The sequence below is a fragment of the Nocardiopsis nanhaiensis genome (assembly GCF_054778635.1).
In genome coordinates this window covers 99,926-120,432 of record NZ_BAAGZJ010000012.1, presented here as the reverse complement: position 1 = coordinate 120,432, position 20,507 = coordinate 99,926, and the positions used below count along the sequence as shown (strand labels likewise).

Here is a 20,507-nt window from a genome sequence, read left to right as displayed (position 1 = left end):
GCGGTGGTCGGCGTCGGGCGCCTCCTCCTCGACGGCGGTGGCCATCTCCTCGGCCTCGGCCAGCTCCTCCTCGAGGCGCTCCAGTTTCTGGGCGTCCTCCCCTCGCGAGGCGGCGGCCTTGGTTGCGGCCGCCGCGTAGCGCTCGGACTCGGCTTCGGCGGAGCGGGCCTGACCGCCCAGCTTGCCCAGGCGCTGTGCGGACTCGTTGCGCTTGCGGTCGCCCTGGCGCCGCCGCGCGGTGACCTCGTCGACCGCCTCGGCGAGCTCGGCGCGCTCGTACTTCTTGGCCTCCAGCTCCACGGCGGCGCGCTTGGCCGTCTCCGTGGCGGCCTCCAGGCGCTCGGCTGCCTCGTCGACCGCCGCCTGGACCTCCAGGAGGCTGGGCGCGGCCGCGGTGCCTCCGTGGACCATCTCGGCGGCGAACACGTCGCCCTCAGGCGTGACGGCGCGGACCCCGGGCAGGGCGGAGACCAGTTCGCGGGCGCCCCGGTCGTCCGAGGCCAGGACCACCCGGTCCAGCAGGGCGTTGACCGCGTCGCCCAGGTCACCGGGGGCGGAGACGGCGTCGGCTGCGTAACGCATACCGCCGGGCAGGAACGGCCAGGTGGCACGGTCGGCGGCGGGCACGGCTCGGGCCACGACGATCCCGGCGCGCCCGGCGTCCTCGGACTTGAGCAGTTCCAGGGCGGCCATGGCGCTGGCCTCGTCGCGGACCGCGACCGCTCCGGCCGCCACACCGAAGGCGGCGGCGACGGCGGTCTCGTGGCCGGGGTCGACCTGCACGAGGGTGGCGAGACTGCCGAGCATGCCCGGGAGCCCGGCGTCCAGGAGGGTACCGGCACCGTCCTTGTGGGCCAGCCCGAGCTCGAGGGCCTCCTTGCGGGCGGCCAGAGCGGCCCGCTCACCTTCGGCGGCGCGCTCGGCGTCGCGGAGCTGGTTGAGTTCGGCTTCGACGGCGGACAGCTGGCGGGCGAAGCGCTCCTGGGTCTCGTCGAGTTCGGCGTCGCCCTCGTCGAGCCCCGCGGACTCCTCAGCGGCCATCTCGTAGTCGGCCTGGGCCGCGGCGGCGCGCTCGGCGGCCTGCTGCGCGGACTCCTCCAGGCGGGTGATCTCGCTCTCTTGGGAGTTCAGCCGTCCCCGAAGGCTCTCCACCCGGGCGGCGAGCCGGACGATGCCCTCGCGGCGCTCCGCGGCGGCGCGGGAGGCGGACTCGAGGCGGCGCTCCTCCCGGTGCAGGGCGTCCTCGGCGGCCGTGCGCTCGGTGACGCTGCCCTCCAGGACCTCGCGGGCCTCCTCCAGCCGGGCCTCGAGCTCCTCTTCCTGGGCGGCGGCCTCCTCGGCCTCCACCTCGAGCTCCTCGGGGTCGCGGCGCGGGACGGCCTCCTCTTGGACGGCGACCAGGTTCTGGTGGCGTTCGGTGGCCAGCCCGCGCACTGCGTCGAGGCGCTCGGTGAGGCGGGACAGTGCGTGGTAGGTCTCCGAGGCCCTGGCCAAGGCGGGCGCGGCGGCCGTGGCCTGGGACTCGAGTTCGGCCTCGCGTTCCTGGGCCTGCTTGAGGGAGGCCTCCGCCGCCCCGCGGTGCGCCAGGACCTCCTTCTCGTCCGCCTCTTCCTTGGCGAGCTGCTCGGTGAGCGTGACGATGTCGTCGGCGAGCAGGCGCAGGCGGGCGTCCCGCAGGTCGGCCTGGATGACCGCGGCCTTGCGGGCGAGTTCGGCTTGGCGGCCCAAGGGCTTGAGCTGGCGGCGCAGCTCGGCGGTGAGGTCGGTGACGCGGTCCAGGTTGCCCTGCATCGCGTTGAGCTTGCGGATCGCCTTCTCTTTGCGCTTGCGGTGCTTGAGGATGCCCGCGGCTTCCTCGATGAGGGAGCGGCGCTCCTCGGGGCCGGCGTGCAGGACGGTGTCCAGCTGTCCCTGGCCGACGATGACGTGCATCTCACGGCCGATGCCGGAGTCGCTGAGCAGGTCCTGGATGTCGAGGAGGCGGCAGGTGTCCCCGTTGATCGCGTACTCGGAGCCGCCGTTGCGGAACATCGTCCGCCTGATGGTGACCTCGGTGTAGTCGATCGGCAGCGCGCCGTCGGTGTTGTCGATGGTGAGGCTGACCTCGGCCCGTCCGAGCGCCTGGCGGGTGGAGGTACCCGCGAAGATCACGTCCTCCATCTTGCCGCCGCGCAGGGACTTGGCCCCCTGTTCGCCCATCACCCAGGACAGGGCGTCGACGACGTTGGACTTGCCCGACCCGTTGGGACCCACCACACAGGTGATCCCCGGTTCGAAACGCAGGGTGGTGGCCGACGCGAACGATTTGAAGCCGCGCAGCGTCAGATTCTTGAGATACACCCACACCTCCCACGACGGTCACCGTTCTGTCGCCACGGGCGGTCGCCACGAGGCCGACAACAAGGGTGCCATGAAGCGGTGACCGAAGGGTGGTGTTGGAGACACACAGGGCCGATGAGCTGCACCACCGTGGGTGCGCGACACGGGACAAGGCGGGGGATGTCAGGAAAGGGGGATGTCCGGCGGGCACTGAGGGTTGCGTAAAAGCCCGCCGGGTACAACGGTAAAGGAAGCCGCAAGGGAAGGGAAAAAGAGCGGCTGGCAACGGATGGGTAACGCAAGTTACGAACCGACCGAGGCCCATCGGATGATCCGGCCAGGGACGCCAAGTCCTGCGTTCGGCGCCCCCGTCAGTGGATCAACGTGCCGTCCGTCGGGCCGTTCTCTCCACGGCCCGAATGACGGGTGACGCGGTGTCAGGCGAGCGCGGGCTCGCGGTCGGTCGCGCTGGTGGCGACGTCGGTGACGGCCATGCTGAGCTGGTCGTTCTGAGCCTGAAGACGGCTGATCTCGTCTTCGAGGTCGCGTACCCGCTTCTGAAGCCGTCGCATCTCCGAAACCATTCGAGGATCGGAGCCGCCGACGTGGCCAAACAGAGCCTTCGCCATGATGTGGGTCCTCCACACTGAGTGACCAGATTGTCATGCGCGCATACGTGTCCCCGTGCTGAAATCGGTCCGAGTGCCGTGTCTCTGCCGAGCACTGGCACTGGCATCCGATGGGGCGGAAGATGCGCGGTGTGCATCCCAGAGTCTCACTCTGCGCGCCGCTGGTCAAGATTGGATTACAACAGTCCGTAACGACCACAAGCCAGGAAAACACAACCTGGACAGGTGGCACCGCGCGACCCGAACAAGATCCACCCCGGCGGTACCGCCGGTACGCGCGACCAGGCATGGACCGCGCTGATGGTGCCGTGTCCGCGACGGCCGTCGGCTACCCGTTCCGCCGCTCCACGGCCGAGTGATCGAGCCGCGTTACTCTTACAGCATACTCACCGTTCGATGAATCCGTCGAAGGAACCCCCCGGCTGAGCCCAGCGTTCCACCACGGAATCCACACGACCGGGTGTTTTTCCACCCCTCAGGTGCCCCAACAGGCGCTCGCAGTCCGGACGCGGGCCCTCCGCGACCACCTCGACGCGGCCGTCGTCCAGGTTCGTGGCCGCGCCCGTCAGGCCCAGCTCCAACCCGCGAGCCCGCGTCCACCAGCGGAAACCCACACCCTGAACCTTGCCGCGCACCCACGCGGTCAGTCGGACCGTCTCGTTGTCTGGCCCCACGGCCCAGCACACTCCCTTACCTCACGGCGACACTTTCCTCACCAGCGGACGCTTCGCGCTGCTCCCGGCCACGGAACCGCCCCGCGCAGAACCCGCTCAGCCCCGTGCTCCGACCAGCCCAGAGCCGCTCAACCCCAGGCACCGCCCAGCTCAGGAGCGTGTGCGGGGAGCCCGCTGGCAGCCCGGGCAACTGAACGAGGAACGGTTCATGAACGCTTCGCGCACGATCGCCGCACCGCAGCGGCCGCACGGCAGGTCCCGCCGGCCGTAGGCGTTGAGCCCGCGCTCGAAGTAGCCGCTCTCCCCGTTGACGTTGACGTACAGCCCGTCGAAGGTCGTGCCGCCCACATCCAGGGCCTCGGTCATCACGTCGCGCACGTGCCCGAGCAGTTCCATGCCCTGGGCGTTGGACAGCCCCCGGGTGGAGCGAGCCCAGTGTAGCCGGGACCGCCACAGCGCTTCGTCGGCGTAGATGTTGCCCACGCCGCTGATCAGCGACTGGTCCAGCAGGGCCCGCTTGACCTCGGTCCGCTTGGCTCGCAGCGCCCGGACGAACCCTTCCGGGGCGAACTCGCCGTCCAGCGGGTCCAGGGCGATGTGATCCACCGACGACGGCACCTCGTCGCGCTCACCCTGCTGGTCCAGCAGCAGGTGGCCGAAGGTGCGCTGGTCGACGAAGCGCAGCTCGTTGCCGTCTGACAGCGGCAGCCGCACCCGCAGGTGCTTCTCGTCCGGCTTGCCCTGTGGCTGCACCAGCATCTGACCGCTCATGCCCAGGTGGGCCAGGAGCATGTCCCCGCTGTCCAGGACCAGCCACATGTACTTGCCCCGGCGGCGGACCGCCGTGGGGGTCTGACCCGCCAGGCGGCCGGCGAAGTCGGCGGGGCCTGGCACATATCTGCGGACCGAACGCGTGTGCAGCACCTCGACGGCACCGACCTCCCGCCCCACCGCGTGTTCGGTGAGGCCGCGCCGGACGACCTCGACCTCGGGGAGTTCGGGCATCCCTCAGCCCTGCCCGTTGCCGTGGGTCTTGCCCTTGGCCTTGTCGGCGCGGGCGCGGATCGCCTTCCACGCGGACTCCGCGGCCTGCTGCTCGGCCTCCTTCTTGCTGCGGCCCTCACCCAGGCCGTAGCTCTCCCCCGCCACGCGCACGGTGGCGCGGAAGGTCTTCTGGTGGTCGGGGCCGCTCTCGTCGACGTGGTACTCGGGCACCCCGAGCATCTCGGAAGCGGTCAGCTCCTGGAGCGAGGTCTTCCAGTCCAGCCCCGCGCCCAGCCCCGAGGCTGTGGCGATGAGCGGGTCGAAGAGGCGGTGCACGAAGTCGGACGCCACGTCCAGGCCGCGGTCGAGGTAGACGGCGCCGATAATGGCCTCGAGGGTGTCCGCGAGGATCGAGGACTTGTCGCGGCCCCCGGTCCCCTCCTCGCCCCGGCCGAGCCGGATGTACTCCCCGATACCCAGCCCGCGGGCGACGTCGGCCAGGGCCCGCATGTTGACCACGGCGGCGCGCAGCTTGGCGAGCTGGCCCTCGGGCAGGTCCGGGTGCTTGCGGAAGAGCGTGTCGGTGACCACCAGGCCGAGCACGGAGTCCCCGAGGAACTCGAGGCGCTCGTTGGTGGGCAGGCCGCCTTTCTCGTAGGCGTAGGAGCGGTGGGTGAGGGCGCGGAGGAGGATCTTGGCGTCGACCTCGACACCGATCGCCCCGTGGAACGACTTGGCTTCGGAGGCGGAGAGTTGACTAGCCACGCGAGTTCGCTTCCTGTCGGGCGCGCCGCTGTCGGCGCGCGGTGCTGGAAGGTTCCCCGGACCGGTCAGGACGCTCGAAAACGAGGTGATCGTCGCGGGAGCGTCGCTCCCCCGGCGGCCACCACGAACTCGGGAGCCCGTACGGGATCCGGATCACCGGTGTCGGGGTACCGAGAAAGGTTTTCCCCGGATTCCCGGGTTCACTCTACAAAGCTCTGGGGCGGCGGGTCCCAACGGCGACCGGTACAGGCTGGGGTAAGGCCCGGGACCCGGGCACGAACGGACCGCAGACAGCAGTTCGGGGCGGAGCCCTCAATGGGTTCCGCCCCGATATGCCTCGGGAGTGCTGGACCGGATGCTGAATCCGAAGCCCGCCATACCTGAGAACGCCGCTAGGCCGGGTTGGTGACCTGGCGGTTGTTGTAGGTGCCGCAGCTCGGGCACGCGATGTGGGGCTGCTTCGGGTCGCGGCAGCGCGGGCAGTTGACCAGCACCGGGCGCGAAGCCTTCCACTGGGAACGGCGGGTCCGGGTGTTGCTCCGCGACATCTTCCGCTTCGGGACGGCCACTTCAATCCTCCTGGGTCACCCCCGCGCGGTCGCGGGAGGTCGCTTATCTGGTCACCCCGCGCGCTGTGGCGGGGAGGGTGTGCTCCGGTCGGTGGCGGTGCCCTTCGGGCACCGCGCGCGATCGGCTCACGGGCTCACTGCTGGTCCGGGTCCTCCGCGATCCCGCGGAGCGCTTCCCAGCGCGGGTCGATGTGTTCGCCGTGACCGTGGTCGGGTCCGGCCTCGGCGAGTTTGACCCCGCACTCGGTGCACAGGCCGGGGCAGTCCGGTCCGCACAGCGGTGTGAGTGGGAGCGCGAGCACGACGGCGTCCCGGACCACTGGTTCGAGGTCGAGCAGTTCGCCCTCTAGATAGTAGTCCTCATCCTCGTCTTCCGCGTCCTCGTCGCCTCCGGAAGCGTCGTCCTCGTCCGCGGCGTAGCGGTACATCTCCTGGAAACCGGCATCCAACCCCTCCGACACGGGGTCGAGGCAGCGGGAGCACTCCGCCGCGAAACTCCCTTGGACGGTTCCGGTGACGAGGACCCCCTCCATCACCGCTTCGAGGCGCAGGTCCACCTCGATTTCCTGGCCCTTGGGCACACTCGCCATCGCCGTCTCGAGCGCCTCGGGGACGGTCACGATTCGGTTGACGGTACGCATCGACCCCGGCTGGCGGCCCAGCTGGCGGGTGTCGACCACGTACGGGTCACGGGCATCTAGACGAGACAGGGTGATCGCGCTTTCAGAAGAGGTTCCGGGTGCCGGGCACGCGGCCGCCGAGGTGGTTCACTTCGGACTGTCGCGGTGGTGCTGACCGGCCAGAGCGCACGCCGAAGACCGGCGACGCCCATGGTCAAACCCAGATTCTACCTACCATGCACCCGACCACCCAAATCAGCCACCGATCGGCCCCGGTAGAAGGGGGCACTGAGAGCACAGAGGGCGGTAACTAGCTCTGCTCGCGCTCCGCGTACTTCTCCTTGAGGCGGCCCTGGACGTAGGGCGTGACCAGGCTGGAGACGTCGCCGCGGTGCAGGGCAAGCTCCCGGACCAGGCTGGACGACAGGAAGGAGTACTGCGGGTTGGCCGTCATGAACACGGTCTCCACGCCGGAGAGCCGGTAGTTCATCTGCGCGATCTGGAGTTCGTAGTCGAAGTCGCTGACCGACCGCAGACTGCGCACGATGGTCTCGATGCCGTTCTCACGACAGAAGTCGACGAGGAGCCCGTCGAACTCGCTGACCCGGACGTTGCCGAACTCGGAGGTGCCCTCGGTGAGCATGTCGAGCTTCTCGGGGACGGTGAAGAGCCCCCGTTTGTTGACGTTGTTGAGTACGGCGGTGATGACCTCGTCGTACTGTTTCGCGGCTCGCCCGATGATGTCGATGTGACCGTAGGTCACCGGGTCGAAGGAACCCGGACAGACGGCTCGGCGCACGGTGGATCGCCCCTCTCCAGAACTACTCACGAGTACCGCGATCGTAGGGGCTCGCCCTCGCAGCGATTCGGGCAACACCCACTTAGAACCCGTATTCCCCACACGGCGGGTCTGAGGACCGCGGCCACACCGGCCCACACGGGTCGTCTCCACCTTCCCGAACGGTACGTCGCGAAACGTCGCATATGACCGTTTCAAACCCGGCGCCATGCCCGCCCCGACCGGCGCTCTAGGCGACTGAGCTGGCGTACCAGAGCATCGCCTCGCCGTACTTGCGGCTGCGGTCCCGCTCGATCCCCTTGGGCCAGGCCGGTTCGGCCCCGCGCTTGGACCGCTCCACCACGAGCACCGCGCCCTCGGCCAGCCACCCGTGCTCGACCAGGGCGGACAGCACCTCGGCGAGATCTCCGTCGGTGAGCGCGTAGGGCGGGTCGGCCACCACTAGGTCGTAGGGCGCGCCCGGGTTCCCGCGGGTCAGAACCCGCTCCACCCGGTCGGCGGAGAGTTCGGCCCCCGGGAGCCGTAGGGCGCCGATGTTCTCCTTCACCACCTGGGCGGCCCTGCGGTCGGCCTCCACCATCAGCGCGTGCCCTGCCCCGCGGGACAGGGCTTCCAGTCCGATCGCCCCGGACCCCGCGTACAGGTCCATGACCCGGATCCCGCTGAGGGAGCCGAGGTCGGACTGGACGGAGGCGAACAGGGCCTCGCGGGCCCGGTCTCCGGTGGGTCGGGTGGTGCGGCCGTCAGGGGCGGAGATGCGCCGTCCGCCCGCCGCCCCGGCGATGATGCGGGTCATGCGCACCACGGTAGTGCGGATGCGGGGGTAGTGCGGATCAGGTCTTGTCGAGGTATTCGGCCCGGTCCTCGGGCAGCAGCGCGGCCAGGGCGTCGGCGAGGGGCCGGTGGCCGGTCAGCCCCGGGTCCTCGGCCACGTACCGGGTGGCCTCCTCCCTGGCGTCGCCGATGAGCTCCTCGTCCTTGACCAGGGTGAGCATCCGCAGACTCGACCGGGCCCCGGACTGCGCGTCGCCGAGCACATCGCCCTCGCGGCGCATCTCCAGGTCGGCGCGGGAGAGCTCGAACCCGTCCGTGGTCGAGGCCACCGCGGCCAGGCGCTCGCGCGCCGGGGTCCCCTCCTCGGAGTCGGTGACCAGCAGGCACAGGCCGGGCAGCTGTCCCCGGCCGACCCGGCCGCGCAACTGGTGCAGCTGGGAGATCCCGAAGCGGTCAGCGTCCATGATCACCATGGCTGTGGCGTTGGGCACGTCCACGCCGACCTCGATCACCGTGGTGGAGACGACCACGCTGGTCTCCCCGGAGGAGAAGCGGCGCATCACCGCTTCCTTGTCGTCCGGGGCCATCCGGCCGTGCAGGGCCTCCACCGGCAGGCCGGCCAGCGGCCCCTCCTGGAGCCGGGAGAGGACGTCCAGCACCGCGAGGGGCGGGCGGGCGCCCGGGGGCGCGTCCTCGGGCGGGGCGTCGACCTCGTCCCCGGCCTCTCCCCCGGCGCCGTCGCCGATGCGGGGGCAGACCACGAAGGCCTGGCGCCCCTGGGCGGCCTCCTCCCGGACCCGCTCCCAGGCACGGGTGAGGTAGTGCGGCTTCTCGCTGGCCGGGACGGTGTGGGTGGAGATGGGGGCGCGCCCCTTGGGCAGCTGTGTGAGGGCCACCACGTCCAGGTCGCCGTAAACGGTCATCGCGACCGTCCTCGGGATGGGTGTGGCGGTCATCACCAGGACGTGGGGGCGTCCGTCGGTGGCCTTCTCCCGCAGGGCGTCGCGCTGTTCCACACCGAAGCGGTGCTGCTCGTCCACCACCACCAGGCCGAGGTCGGCGAAGGACACGTGCTCTTGGAGGAGCGCGTGGGTGCCAACGACGATCCCCGCCTGGCCGGAAGCAGCTTCCAGCAGGGCCTCGCGGCGGGCGGCGGCGTTCATGGAACCGGTCAGCAGGGCGACGCGGGTGGCGTTCTCGGCACCGTCGATCTGCCCGGCCCGGCCGAGGGCGCCGAGCATCTCGCTGATGGAGCGGTGGTGCTGCTGGGCGAGGACCTCGGTGGGGGCGAGCATGACGGCCTGGCCGCCGGAGTCGACCACCCGCAGCATCGCGCGCAGGGCCACCAGGGTCTTGCCCGCACCCACGTCGCCCTGGAGCAGACAGTGCATGGGGTGGGTGGCGTCGAGCCGCGCGGCCAGCCCGTCACCGACCTCGCGCTGCCCCTCGGTGAGGGTGAAGGGCAGCTGGTCGTCGAAGGCGTCCAGGACACCGCCGTCGGCTCCGGGGCGGGGTTTGGCGGGCAGTTCCTCGGCCTGCTGGCGGCGCTGGGCGAGGGCGAGCTGGAGGATGTAGGCCTCATCCCACTTCAGACGGCGTTTGGCGCTGCCCAGTTCGGGCCAGTCCGCGGGCCGGTGGATGCGCCGCAGCGCCTCGTAGACGCCGAGGAGGCCCTTCCTGCGGAGCAGCTCCGGCGGGAGGGGGTCGGGGATGTCCGCGGCAGAGTCGAGCGCGGTCCCGACGGACCGGGCGATGGTCGCGGAGTCCAGCCCCTTCACCGCCGGGTAGACGGGGATGATCTCGTTCGCGTAGGCGCGGGCAGCCTCGCCTTCGAGCCCGTCCTCGTCCAGGAGCACGTACTCGGGGTGGTCGAGTTGGCGGCGGCCCTTGAAGGTGGAGACGCGGCCGGAGAACATGGCCAGCCGCCCTGGCACGAGGGCGTTCTGGTGGTAGGAACCGCGGTTGAAGAAGGTCAGGTGCAGGCGGCCGGTGCCGTCGGTGACGGTGGCCTCCATCATGTCCATGCGGCGGCGCCCCTGCCGGGCGGGGATCGTGCGCCGCTTGGCGTCCTGGACCCTGGCCTGCACGGTGACGTCCTCGCCCTCCCGCAGCAGCGCGAGGTCGGTGAGGTCGCCGCGGCGGTCGTAGCGGCGCGGGTAGTAGCGCAGCAGGTCGCCGAGGGTGTGCAGGTCGAGTTTGTCGGCGAGTGCCTTCGCCGTCCTGCCGCCGAGCGGTCCTTTGCGCAGCGGCTCGTCCCAGGTGCTCACTGTGGTTCCCGTCCTGGCCTCGTGGGGTCGCCGTTCACCGCAACGGTAATCCTCCGGTGCGACGAACGGGGGCATACGGCGTGTACGGTCTCGGGGACGGGTACGGCCGCCGATCACCGCGTGTGGGCCCGGCCCTCTCCAACAGGGGTATACTCGTCAGAGTTCATCGCGTTTTCGCCATGCCTGCGTGGCAGATTGCGGTGCTCCGGTGGGGGTGCACCAGGCTTCGGCCGCACCGTGTTCCACCGTTGCACGAACGGGCGCCCTCCGGTGGGCTGATTCCACTATCGGGCCTGTCCGTCGTGTACTCTTCCAAGGTTGGCTTTCTCGCCGACCTGTCCACCCGATCTCGGTCGGACGACCTTTCGCGTGCGGCGACGTGCGCGATCCCGAGCGCTTGAATGGAGTTACCGTGGCTTCCGTCTGCGACGTCTGCGGCAAGGGACCAGGGTTCGGTAACAGTGTTTCCCACTCGCACCGTCGCACCCGCCGCCGCTGGAACCCCAACATCCAGACCGTTCGCACCCGCGTGGGCGGCACGCCCAAGCGTGTGAACGCGTGCACCTCGTGCATCAAGGCCGGCAAGGTGACCCGCTAGGGCCCCTCCCGTCCGCAGTTTCGAAGAGCCCTCCGACTCCGGTCGGGGGGCCTTCTGCGTTTCCGGGTGCCTGGGCGGTCAAGGGAAACCGGGATGGCCCCGTGACAGCGGAGGCAATCCGTGACAGCGGAGGCTAGAGGTCGCAGACGTGGCCGTTGAGCGAGCACCGGGTCGGGCTCTGGGCGACCCCGACGGCTTCGAAGCTGAGGGAGACCGAATCTCCCGGCTCCAGCCCGCTGTCGGTCCCGGACTGGCGTGCGAGGATCCCGTCGTCCAAGGCCTCCCAGTCGGCGTCGGGGACGTCGGTGACCTCCGCGGTCTCGAACGCCAGTGCCAGTTCCCACGCGTCAAGCGGGGTCGACGACGTGTTGGTGACGGTGACCTGGCCGGTGAAGCCCGTGGTCGTGGACTCCAGCACCTGGTAGACGACGGTGGTGGGTTCGGCCCCCGCCTGGGTCTGCGGACCGTCCTCGGCGTCGGCAGCGTCGTGCTCGTCACTCGGCGAAGCGTCGTGGCTGGGCTCGGCCCCGTCCTGGGGACCGGGCATCTCCGAGGCGCCGGGGGTGCCGCCGAACTGGAGGTAGATCTGGGTGGTGCTGTAGCCGAACAGGAGGAGCCCGAGGAGCACTCCGGAGATCACGAGTACGTTGAGCAGCCTCGGAGGTTCGACCCGCTTGGGGACCGTGCTCCCGAGAAGACCGCCGAACCGCCGCAGGGCGCCGGCGTCCTCCGGCTCGCTGCGGTGGGCTCCACGACGAGGGTCGTGCCGCCTAGCCATGCCGCCCCATATACCGCCTCTCGACGCTGCTCCGCTGGCCTTCCTCGGCTCCGGCCGGTGTTATCCGGTCAGAGGGTTCCTCGTGTGGATCGCCGCGGGTTCGCTCTCCACGAGGTCGGACGGCCGCCGAGAAGGCAGCGCTGGCCGCGTTGGCAAAGCCTAGCGCGATCACCAAACAGGACAAATCCAATCCGGCCTATTCCCGCCGAAAATGATCCCATCCGCCGCCTTCGACTATGTTTCCGTCGACGGTTACCGGGTCCTCGGTGCTTTCCACCGAGACCTCCGGTGATTCACACACGGTTCCCACCCGGTGCCAGTGCTCCGGGAGCTCGATCTCCTGCGGGAAGACCGCCGCCAACGCGTGGTCCTCACCGCCCGTGAGCATCAGCCCGCGGGCGGCGTCCACAGCGTTCCCCTTCAAGGTCCCGAGTACACGAACGGCTTCGAGGAGCGCGGCTTCGGGGCGGAGCGAGTTCGATTCCAGATCGATGTACACCCCGCTCGCCCGGCACACGTGCCCCAGGTCCTGGACCAGTCCGTCGCTGATGTCGAGCATGGCGTTCGCGCCCAGTCGGGCGGCTTCGGGGCCCGCCCCGTAGGGCGGGCTGGGCCTGCGGTGCTCGGCGAGGCAGTCCTCGGGGCCGTCGATCCCCCGGTCCAGCAGGGCCAGCCCGGCGGCGGAGAGGCCGAGGTGGCCCGTGTAGGCGACCACGTCACCCGGACGGGCCCCGTCCCGGCGCACGGGCGCGCGCCCCTCCAGGTCACCGAGTGCCGTGACGGCGATGGTCAGTGTGTCCGAACCCACCATGTCGCCGCCGACCACGGCTCCCCCGGCCAGCGCGCACTCGTCACGCACCCCCGCGGTGAACTCCTCCGCCCAAGCCACGGGGAGGTCGGCGGGCGCGGCGAAACCGATGAGCAGCCCCGTGGGACGGGCACCCATCGCCACGACGTCGGCGTAGTTCTGCGCCACCGCCCGGTGCCCGACGTCCCGGGCGCTGGACCATTCCCGTTTGAAGTGGCGGCCCTCAACGAGGACGTCCGTCGTCGCGACCGTGCGCCCGTCGGGCGCGGCCACGACCGCGGCATCGTCGCCGGGGCCGAGGATTACATCGTCCGTCTTGGGGAATTGGCTCGTCACGCGTGTGATCAGAGTGAATTCGCCAAGCCCCCCAATGGTGCTCAACACACAGATCAGGGTACGGTGACGCTCCGGCGCAGGTGGTCTAGACCCGGTGGTGGGGCCCGGGAGCGGGACCCCCCATCGAACCCCACGTTCGGATTCCGTTCCTCATCAGCTGTGCCCGCGGCCGGGGAGGCGTCCACTCGACCGCACACCCGGTGCAGCACGAAGGAGAAGTCATCATGGTGCAGGCATACATCCTGATCCAGACCGAGGTCGGCCAGTCCGCGGAGGTCGCGGGTCGAATCCGCGGGATCGAAGGGGTCGAGCAGGCTAGCGACGTCACCGGTCCATACGATGTGATTGTTCAGGCGAAGGCCGACGACGTCGATGCTCTGGGCACCTTGGTGGTGGCTCGGATCCAGCGGTTGGACGGCATCGCCCGTACCCTTACCTGTCCCATCGTCAATATCTGAGGTCGACCGAGTCGACGGAGCGAGGTTGCCTGTGCTCAAGCGCTACTTCGGGGCGGCTGTCGCCGTCGCCCTAGTATCTACTGGTTGCGGAAACCAGACCGTGCAGATGCAGCCTCCCGAGACCGACGGGCAGACCGCCGAGGTCTGCGCCGACCTGGTGGCCGATCTCCCGGACACCCTCATGGGCCAGGACCGCGCCGCCCTCCAGCCGGACTCGGAGATCATGGCGGCCTGGGGCGACCCGCCCATCGGTCTCCGTTGCGGCGTCCCGCGCCCCTCCGCCCTGGAGTTGGACTCGACGCTGGAGGAGGTCAACGGGGTGGCGTGGCTGCCGCAGCCCGAGGACGATCCCACCCTGTACACGGCGGTGGAACGCGAGGCCTTCGTCGAGCTGACCGTGCCGCCCGCCCACGGCGCCCCCGCACCCGCGCTGACCGAGGTCAGCGACCTGATCAACGAGCACCTGGAAGAGCGCGCCGACACCGGCGAGTAACCCCCCTTCGCTCGTCCCCTGTCACTGATGAGCGCCCCCGCTCCTCCCCGATCGCGGACGCGCCCCGACACGACCGTGGGGCCGGAGGCGGTCATACGCCTCCGGCCCCACGGGTCTTCCCTTACCGGGGTGAGCCGGACTCCTGGAGGCCGTCCGGCTCCCGTACCGGGGGGAGTTGCGGAGTACCGGGATGCGGCGGGTCAGCCGGTCGCTTCCCTGCTGCTCCCTACTCCTCTTCCTCCTCGGCGTCCCCGTCGTCAGCGGCCTCGTCGGTCTCCTCGTCCGCGTCTTCGTCGGTGTCAGCGCCCTCGTCGGCGCCCTCGTCCTCAGCACCCTCCTCGGGCTGGCCCTGCGCCTCGAACTGGGCGATGACCTCCGCCTCGGTCTCCTGGACCTGGCCCGAGCAGGAGGCGCCCGGCTCCGGGACGTCGTTGCCGCGCTCGTAGAGCTGGACGAAGCGGCCGAGGTCCTCGTCGTCCGCGGTCTCCGCGGTGATCTGCCGACCCCAGCTGGAGGCCACGATCGGCGCCGGCATCTCGTCCTCGTAGGGGCTGATCACCAGGTAGTCGCCGGGGTTGTGGAAGTCCTCGAGCGCCTGGACCTCCTCCGCGGGGAGTTCGGGGTCATAGGTGATCCAGACGGCGCCGTGCTCCAAGGAGTGGACCGCGAGCTCCGGGGTAACCGGCTCCGAGTACACGTCGCAGTTCTGCCACATGGGCCAGTGCTGTCCGCCCACCGGCGGGGACTGGTCGTAGTCAACACTCTGCGGGGGGTCGACGTGGGTGTAGTCACCGACTTCGTACTCCTCCACGCCCGCTACGTTGCGGTCGCGGAACTCCATGAAGATCGCCGTTGCCAAGATCCCCAGGACCGCAGCGGCCGCTACGCTGATCCCGGTGATCTTGAGGGCTTTGGCGCGGCGTTCCTTCTTCCGCTGCTCTTCCCGCAGCGCGGCCGCGCGGGCGCGGCGCTCCTCCGCCGTCTTCTTCTTGGCCACTGGGTCTCCTGGGGTGGATGTGGTCGAATAGGACTTTCCTATCCTCTACTTTGGCACCAGAGTTGCGCGATTGAACCAGGGTGGTTCCGATGGGGAATGCGACCGACCCGGCGTCCCAAGACGCCGACGGCGCCGACGAAACGTCGTACGAGGACGAGGGCACGGAGCCCGATGAGGTCTCGGAAAGCGGTACCGGAGCCACCGCGCCTCCCCTGTCACAGCGCACCGTCCCGCTCTGGATGGCCGTGATCCTGGTCGCGTTGGCGCTGCTCGGGGGCTTCCTCCTGGGCCGCCCGTCCTACCCCCTGGATACCAGTGCCGACGCCGGGTTCCTCCGCGACATGAGCGCGCACCACGCCCAGGCCGTGGACATGTCGATGATCATCCTCGAAGAGACCGAGGACGTCGAACTGCACACGGTGGCCACGGACATGGCCCGGACCCAGCAGGCGCAGATCGGCATGATGCAGGGGTGGCTGGCCGCCTGGGACCTGAACGCGCGCTCTCCCGAGCCCCCGATGACCTGGATGGAGGGCCACGACCACGGCGGCGGCGAGGAAGAAGTCCCCGAGGCGATGCCGGGTCTGGCCACCAGCGAGGAAATGGTGGACCTGGGTGAGGCCGAGGGTGTCGAGGCCGAGATCATGTTCCTGGAGCTGATGATCGACCACCACCTCGGCGGGATCGAGATGGCCGAGGCCGAGGTGGATCTGGGCAACGAGGCACTCGTCACCGACTTCGCCCAGGGCATGGTCGACGCCCAGCTCTCCGAGGTGGAGAACATGGAACGCATGCTCGAGTCCCGCGTTTGACGTCCTCCCCGTCGTGAACCGGCGGGGATTCCGACCCGCCCTCACGTGCGGGTGGTGCCCGCGCCTCATGGCGCGCGGTTCCTGTGTAGCGAGCAGCCGAACGGGCGGCGGTCCCGCTACGCCCGGACAGGACTCCTGACCTGCCCCGTAGGCGACACAGCGCCGCAGCGCGCTCCCGAACCGGGGGCGCGCCGCGGCGCTGTTCGCGGTTCCGGTCGGCGGAGCGCGCACCCCGAGGCCCCGCCCACCCCGAGGCGCCGCACGACGCGCACACAGGCCCCGCGCGATCCGTCTCACATGGGGGGCACCCTCTACTACGACAGTCTGTAGTACTACGCTGTGGAGTACTACCGACAGTCGGTTCCAGAGAGGCGGGCATGGAAGCTCTAGACCTGGCGAGGTGGCAGTTCGGGATCACCACGATCTACCACTTCCTCTTCGTCCCCCTGACGATCGGGCTGTCGTTCATCGTGGCCGTGCTCCAGACCTTCTGGTATCGGACCGGAAGGCACGAGTACCTCCAGGCCACCCAGTTCTTCGGCAAGCTGTTCCTCATCAACTTCGCCATGGGCGTGGTCACCGGGATCGTGCAGGAGTTCCAGTTCGGCATGAACTGGAGCGAGTACTCGCGCTTCGTCGGCGACGTCTTCGGCGCACCCCTGGCGATGGAAGCCCTCCTGGCCTTCTTCCTGGAGTCGACCTTCATCGGGCTGTGGATCTTCGGCTGGCACCGGCTCCCACGCGGCATCCACCTGGCCTGCATCTGGGTGGTGGCCATCGCGACCAACCTGTCCGCCTACTTCATCCTGGCCGCCAACGCCTGGATGCGCCGACCGGTCGGCTACGAGATCAACCCCGAGACCGGCCGGGCCGAACTCAACGACATCTGGGCCGTGCTCAGCAACGACCAGGCCTGGTCCACGTACCTGCACACCGTCTCCGCGGCCTTCGTCACCGCCGGACTGTTCGTGGTGGCGGTCAGCGCTTACAAGCTGTGGCGCAACACCGAGCACAAGGACACCGGCGAGGCCGGCGTCGCTCCGCCCAAGGGGGACTTCGCACTCTTCCGCGGCACCCTCAAGGTCGGCCTGGTCGTCACCCTGGCGGCCGGTGCCCTCGCCGTCTTCTCCGGCGACCACCAGGCCAAGCTCGCCGCAGAGTACGAACCCATGAAGCTCGCCGCAGCCGAGGCCCTGTGGGAGACCGAGGAGGGCGCCGCCTTCTCCGCCTTCGCGGTCGGCGACACCGAGGCGCACTACAACCCCATCGACGTCACCGTCCCGAACGTCCTCAGCTTCCTGGCCACCGGCACCTTCGACGGGGAGGTGCACGGCATGAACAACCTCCAGGAGGCCTACCAGGAGTACTACGGACCCGGCGACTACATGCCCAACGTCTTCGTCGTGTACTGGTCCTTCCGCATGATGATGGGCCTGGGGATGTTCGGCATCGCCGTCGCGGCCGTGGGCCTGTGGTGCACCAGGGGCCGCGAACGAATGCCCAAGGGCCGCTGGTTCTACTACGCGGCCATCGCCGCCCTGCCCGCCGCCCTGATGGCCAACATCTCCGGGTGGGTCCTCACCGAGATGGGCCGCCAGCCCTGGACCGTCCACGGCGAACTGCTCACCGCCGCCAGCGTCTCCCCCGGCGTCAGCCTCGGGACGGTCGCGATGAGCCTGGGCCTCTTCACCGCCATCTACGGCGTGCTGTTCGTCGTCGAGGTCGGCCTGCTCTGGAAGTACATCAAGAAGGGCCCGTCACACGTCGTTCCCGACCTGGAGGACGACGAGGACGAGTCCAAGATCCCGCACTTCAGCTACTAGGAGCACCATGGAACTGGCTGTCATCTGGTTTATCGCCATCGCCGTCCTGTGGATCGGCTTCTTCCTGCTGGAGGGTTTCGACTTCGGGGTGGGCACCCTCCTGCCGTTCATGGGCAAGCGCCACTCCGTCGACCGCAGGGTGGCCATCAACGCGATCGGCCCCGTCTGGGACGCCAACGAGGTGTGGATGGTCACCGCCGTGGGCGCCATGTTCGCCGCCTTCCCCGCGTGGTACGCGTCCATGTTCAGCGGCTTCTACGTGCCGGTGCTCCTCATTCTGCTTGCCCTCATCGTGCGCGGCGTGGCCTTCGAGTACCGCCACAAGCGCGACAGCGACAGGTGGCGGAACTGGTGGGACCGGGCGATCTTCTTCGGCAGCACCGTGCCCTCCTTCCTGTGGGGGCTGATCTTCGCCAACCTCGTCCAGGGCGTGGCCATGGACGCCGACCACATCGTCACCGCGTCCCTGCTCGACCTGTTCAACCCCTACGCCCTGCTCGGCGGACTGACGACCCTGTCGCTGTTCACCCTGCACGGCGCCGTCTTCCTGACGCTCAAGACCGACGGGCCGGTCCGGGCCCGCGCGCGCAGGGCCGCCACGTGGTCCGCCGGCGTCGCGGTCCCCGCCCTGGCCGGGTTCCTGCTGTGGACCCAGGCCGCACACGGTGCGCCGTGGACCCAGCCGCTCGTCCTGACCGCCGCCGCGGCCCTGGTGGGTGGGGTCGCGGCGGCCCGGTTCCGCCGCGAGGGGTGGTCCTTCCTCGCCACGGCGGTCACCGTCGTGCTCACCTTCACCGTGCTGCTCGGTTCGCTGTTCCCGAACGTACTCCCGTCCACCACGGACCCGGCGTTCAGCCTGACCGTCGCCAACGCCTCCTCCGCCGACTACACGCTCACCGTGATGACGTGGGTGGCGGTGGTGTTCCTGCCGCTGGTGCTGCTTTACCAAGGCTGGAGCTACTGGGTCTTCCGCCAGCGGGTCACCGGCGCGCAGATCACCGGGGCGAGCGCGGCCACCGACGGCCAAGGACCGAAACAGCCCGCCTGACCAGCGGGAAAACCCGACCGCGTACCCCCGGCCCTCCCGTATCGCCCCGGGAGGCGGGGGTACGGCGTTCACAGGCCCCGTGCCGGGATACTGGGTCCATCCCGCACCGTGACCCGTGCCCCTTCCCGAACCGGCAGATTCTCCGACCCCACCGACATCACGAGGTCCCGCGCATGAAACCGCTCGATCCGCGCCTGGTGCGCACCGCAGGCGCGGTCCGGACGCACCTGGCCGTCACTGTCGTCAGCGGCGTGCTTATCACCGGCCTGATCCTCGTCCAGGCCTGGCTGCTCGCCAGCGTCATCACCGGGGCGTGGGCCGGGGACGGCATGGACGCCCTCGGCTGGATGATCGCCTCGGTGGCGGCCGTCGCAGTCGCCCGGGCCCTGCTCTCCTACCTCGCCGAGACCTCCGCGCTGCACAGCGCCGCCCGCACCAAGTCGCAGCTGCGCCGCAAGCTGGTGGCGCACGTGACCGGTTCGGGCAAGGTGTGGCTGGCCGAGGGCGGCGACCGCGAGGACGGCTCCCCGCGGGCCGGTGAACTGGTCACCCTGGCCACCCGCGGTCTGGACGCCCTCGATGAGTACTTCTCCCGCTACCTGCCCCAACTCGTCCTGTCCGCGATCGTGCCGCTGGCCGTACTGGCGGTGGTGTTCTGGGCGGACTGGATCTCCGGCATCGTCATCATGGTGACCCTGCCGCTCATCCCGGTCTTCATGGCGCTGATCGGGATGCACACGCAGCAGCGGGTCAACCGGCAGTGGAAGCTGCTGAGCCGCTTGGGCGGCCACTTCCTGGACGTCGTGGAAGGGCTGCCGACCCTGGCGGTGTTCCGCCGGGCCAAGGCCCAGGCCGCCATCATCCGGAAGGTCGGCGACGACCACCGGACCGCGACCATGGGCACGCTGCGGGTCGCCTTCCTGTCGGCCTTCGCCCTGGAACTGCTCGCGACCCTGGCGGTGGCGCTGGTGGCGGTGGAGGTGGGCCTGCGCCTGCTCGGCGGCCACATGGACTACCACACCGCCCTGCTCGTCCTCATCCTCGCGCCCGAGGCCTACCTCCCGCTGCGCGAGGTGGGCGCGCGCTTCCACGCGAGTATGGAGGGCGTGGCCGCCGCCGACCAGGTCTTCACCGAGCTGGAGCGCAAGCGGGAGACCCGCCGCAACGGTGGCGGGGACGATGGCTCTGGCCGGGGAGAGGACCGCGCTGAGGAAGAAGGACCTCCGGCCCCGACCGGCGCCCCCTCCCCCGCCGCCTCGGGTGATCTCCGCTTCGAAGGGGTCGGGCTGCTCTACCCGGGCCGGGACGTCCCGGCGCTGTCCGGGCTGGACCTGACCGTCAACGCGGGGGAACACCTGCTGCTCACCGGGCCGAGCGGCTGCGGCAAGACCACGCTGCTGTCCCTGCTGCTGCGGCTCGGCGAACCCACCGAGGGGCGGATCAGTGTGCGGGCACCCGGCGGTGCGTGGGCCCCCTTGGAGGACGTCCCCGCCGACGACTGGCGGCTCGGGATCGCCTGGGTACCGCAGCACCCCTACCTGTTCGACGTGTCCGTCGCGGACAACATCCGGCTGGGCGCGCCCGACGCCGGTATGGAGCGGGTGCGGGAGGCGGCGCGCCTCGCCGAGGCGGACGCCTTCGTCTCCGCGCTCCCCGACGGCTACGGGACGCGCCTGGGTGAGCGGGGAGCCCGGTTCTCCGGCGGGCAGCGCCAGCGGATCGCGCTGGCCCGGGCCATGTGCCGGGACGCGCCGCTCGTGGTGCTGGACGAGGCCACCGCCCACCTGGATCCGGAGAACGCGAAGGCGGTGCGCACCGCCGTGACCCGCCTGCTCGAGGGGCGCACAGCGGTGATCGTCACCCACGACACCGGCTGGGCCGAGTCCGCCCTCGGCGGGAACCTTCGGACCGCCGCACTGCCGCTACCGACCCAGGAGGCGACCCGATGAGCCCGGA

Annotated in this window: 20 protein-coding genes; 7 read left to right on the top strand and 13 right to left on the bottom strand. The window is 70.1% G+C overall.

Going from position 1 to position 20,507, the window contains the following annotated elements:
• The 10 genes from smc to recG form a co-directional block, all read right to left on the bottom strand.
• The coding region (gene smc / locus ACYVD1_RS08435) for a chromosome segregation protein SMC (RefSeq protein ID WP_460769928.1) at positions 1–2,340 on the bottom strand (2,340 nt) is incomplete at its 3' end.
• Between the two features lie 416 nt (positions 2,341–2,756).
• Positions 2,757–2,948 carry a hypothetical protein gene (locus ACYVD1_RS08430; RefSeq protein WP_014910437.1) on the bottom strand — a complete coding sequence of 64 codons (192 nt, stop codon included), beginning with the start codon at positions 2,946–2,948 and terminating at the stop codon, positions 2,757–2,759.
• Between the two features lie 386 nt (positions 2,949–3,334).
• On the bottom strand, positions 3,335–3,622 hold the full coding sequence (locus ACYVD1_RS08425) for an acylphosphatase (protein ID WP_460769926.1): 288 nt from the start codon (positions 3,620–3,622) through the stop codon (positions 3,335–3,337).
• Positions 3,623–3,772: 150 nt separating this feature from the next.
• Positions 3,773–4,627 (bottom strand): bifunctional DNA-formamidopyrimidine glycosylase/DNA-(apurinic or apyrimidinic site) lyase, encoded by an 855-nt coding sequence (mutM, locus tag ACYVD1_RS08420; protein ID WP_460769923.1) that lies wholly within the window; start codon positions 4,625–4,627, stop codon positions 3,773–3,775.
• Between the two features lie 3 nt (positions 4,628–4,630).
• Positions 4,631–5,371, bottom strand: coding sequence for a ribonuclease III (gene rnc, locus ACYVD1_RS08415; RefSeq protein WP_460745458.1), 741 nt, complete (start codon positions 5,369–5,371; stop codon positions 4,631–4,633).
• A gap of 392 nt (positions 5,372–5,763) precedes the next feature.
• Positions 5,764–5,940, bottom strand: coding sequence for a 50S ribosomal protein L32 (gene rpmF / locus ACYVD1_RS08410; RefSeq protein WP_067601846.1), 177 nt, complete (start codon positions 5,938–5,940; stop codon positions 5,764–5,766).
• A gap of 134 nt (positions 5,941–6,074) precedes the next feature.
• Positions 6,075–6,620 carry a YceD family protein gene (locus ACYVD1_RS08405; protein WP_460769921.1) on the bottom strand — a complete coding sequence of 182 codons (546 nt, stop codon included), beginning with the start codon at positions 6,618–6,620 and terminating at the stop codon, positions 6,075–6,077.
• A gap of 250 nt (positions 6,621–6,870) precedes the next feature.
• A complete protein-coding gene (gene coaD / locus ACYVD1_RS08400; protein WP_460769943.1) occupies positions 6,871–7,359 on the bottom strand; it encodes a pantetheine-phosphate adenylyltransferase in 489 nt (162 codons plus the stop codon).
• Between the two features lie 229 nt (positions 7,360–7,588).
• Complete coding sequence (rsmD, locus tag ACYVD1_RS08395; RefSeq protein ID WP_460769919.1) at positions 7,589–8,155, bottom strand: 16S rRNA (guanine(966)-N(2))-methyltransferase RsmD; 567 nt, start codon at positions 8,153–8,155, stop codon at positions 7,589–7,591.
• A 37-nt stretch (positions 8,156–8,192) separates the two neighbouring features.
• Positions 8,193–10,400: an ATP-dependent DNA helicase RecG gene (gene recG / locus ACYVD1_RS08390; RefSeq protein WP_460769917.1), complete on the bottom strand. Its 2,208-nt coding sequence runs from the start codon at positions 10,398–10,400 to the stop codon at positions 8,193–8,195.
• A gap of 412 nt (positions 10,401–10,812) precedes the next feature.
• On the opposite strand from recG, the gene rpmB reads away from it, so the two are divergent.
• Entirely contained in the window at positions 10,813–10,998 is a 186-nt protein-coding gene (rpmB, locus tag ACYVD1_RS08385; RefSeq protein ID WP_013151263.1) for a 50S ribosomal protein L28, read from the top strand.
• Positions 10,999–11,131: 133 nt separating this feature from the next.
• Here the strand turns inward: rpmB and ACYVD1_RS08380 are convergent, their stop codons facing one another.
• Together ACYVD1_RS08380 and ACYVD1_RS08375 are read right to left on the bottom strand one after the other, a co-directional pair.
• Positions 11,132–11,776: a cellulose binding domain-containing protein gene (locus ACYVD1_RS08380; protein WP_460769914.1), complete on the bottom strand. Its 645-nt coding sequence runs from the start codon at positions 11,774–11,776 to the stop codon at positions 11,132–11,134.
• A gap of 196 nt (positions 11,777–11,972) precedes the next feature.
• Entirely contained in the window at positions 11,973–12,968 is a 996-nt protein-coding gene (locus ACYVD1_RS08375; RefSeq protein WP_460769911.1) for a thiamine-phosphate kinase, read from the bottom strand.
• A gap of 176 nt (positions 12,969–13,144) precedes the next feature.
• On the opposite strand from ACYVD1_RS08375, the gene ACYVD1_RS08370 reads away from it, so the two are divergent.
• Positions 13,145–13,378, top strand: a complete 234-nt coding sequence (locus tag ACYVD1_RS08370) for an Lrp/AsnC family transcriptional regulator (RefSeq protein WP_460769907.1) — start codon at positions 13,145–13,147, stop codon at positions 13,376–13,378.
• Positions 13,379–13,409: 31 nt separating this feature from the next.
• Positions 13,410–13,871: a DUF3515 domain-containing protein gene (locus ACYVD1_RS08365; protein WP_460769940.1), complete on the top strand. Its 462-nt coding sequence runs from the start codon at positions 13,410–13,412 to the stop codon at positions 13,869–13,871.
• 226 nt (positions 13,872–14,097) lie between these two features.
• Here ACYVD1_RS08365 and ACYVD1_RS08360 read toward each other — a convergent pair whose 3' ends face one another.
• Positions 14,098–14,868: a DUF3105 domain-containing protein gene (locus tag ACYVD1_RS08360; protein WP_460769904.1), complete on the bottom strand. Its 771-nt coding sequence runs from the start codon at positions 14,866–14,868 to the stop codon at positions 14,098–14,100.
• Positions 14,869–14,957: 89 nt separating this feature from the next.
• Between ACYVD1_RS08360 and ACYVD1_RS08355 the strand changes: the two genes are divergently transcribed.
• From ACYVD1_RS08355 to cydD, 4 genes are all read left to right on the top strand, one after another.
• Positions 14,958–15,680 carry a DUF305 domain-containing protein gene (locus ACYVD1_RS08355; protein ID WP_460769902.1) on the top strand — a complete coding sequence of 241 codons (723 nt, stop codon included), beginning with the start codon at positions 14,958–14,960 and terminating at the stop codon, positions 15,678–15,680.
• Between the two features lie 377 nt (positions 15,681–16,057).
• On the top strand, positions 16,058–17,503 hold the full coding sequence (locus tag ACYVD1_RS08350) for a cytochrome ubiquinol oxidase subunit I (protein ID WP_460769900.1): 1,446 nt from the start codon (positions 16,058–16,060) through the stop codon (positions 17,501–17,503).
• Positions 17,504–17,510: 7 nt separating this feature from the next.
• Positions 17,511–18,551: a cytochrome d ubiquinol oxidase subunit II gene (gene cydB, locus ACYVD1_RS08345; protein ID WP_460769898.1), complete on the top strand. Its 1,041-nt coding sequence runs from the start codon at positions 17,511–17,513 to the stop codon at positions 18,549–18,551.
• A 173-nt stretch (positions 18,552–18,724) separates the two neighbouring features.
• Positions 18,725–20,500, top strand: a complete 1,776-nt coding sequence (gene cydD, locus ACYVD1_RS08340; protein WP_460769896.1) for a thiol reductant ABC exporter subunit CydD — start codon at positions 18,725–18,727, stop codon at positions 20,498–20,500.
• Positions 20,501–20,507 lie beyond the last annotated feature (7 nt).

Excerpts from the sequence above, each read along its gene's own strand:
- rsmD (WP_460769919.1), bottom strand. The coding sequence starts at position 8,155 with ATGACCCGCATCATCGCCGGGGCGGCGGGCGGACGGCGCATCTCCGCC.
- ACYVD1_RS08350 (WP_460769900.1), top strand. The coding sequence starts at position 16,058 with ATGGAAGCTCTAGACCTGGCGAGGTGGCAGTTCGGGATCACCACGATC.
- ACYVD1_RS08355 (WP_460769902.1), top strand. The coding sequence starts at position 14,958 with ATGGGGAATGCGACCGACCCGGCGTCCCAAGACGCCGACGGCGCCGAC.
- ACYVD1_RS08430 (WP_014910437.1), bottom strand. The coding sequence starts at position 2,948 with ATGGCGAAGGCTCTGTTTGGCCACGTCGGCGGCTCCGATCCTCGAATG.
- ACYVD1_RS08380 (WP_460769914.1), bottom strand. The coding sequence starts at position 11,776 with ATGGCTAGGCGGCACGACCCTCGTCGTGGAGCCCACCGCAGCGAGCCG.
- ACYVD1_RS08370 (WP_460769907.1), top strand. The coding sequence starts at position 13,145 with ATGGTGCAGGCATACATCCTGATCCAGACCGAGGTCGGCCAGTCCGCG.
- cydD (WP_460769896.1), top strand. The coding sequence starts at position 18,725 with ATGAAACCGCTCGATCCGCGCCTGGTGCGCACCGCAGGCGCGGTCCGG.
- mutM (WP_460769923.1), bottom strand. The coding sequence starts at position 4,627 with ATGCCCGAACTCCCCGAGGTCGAGGTCGTCCGGCGCGGCCTCACCGAA.
- cydB (WP_460769898.1), top strand. The coding sequence starts at position 17,511 with ATGGAACTGGCTGTCATCTGGTTTATCGCCATCGCCGTCCTGTGGATC.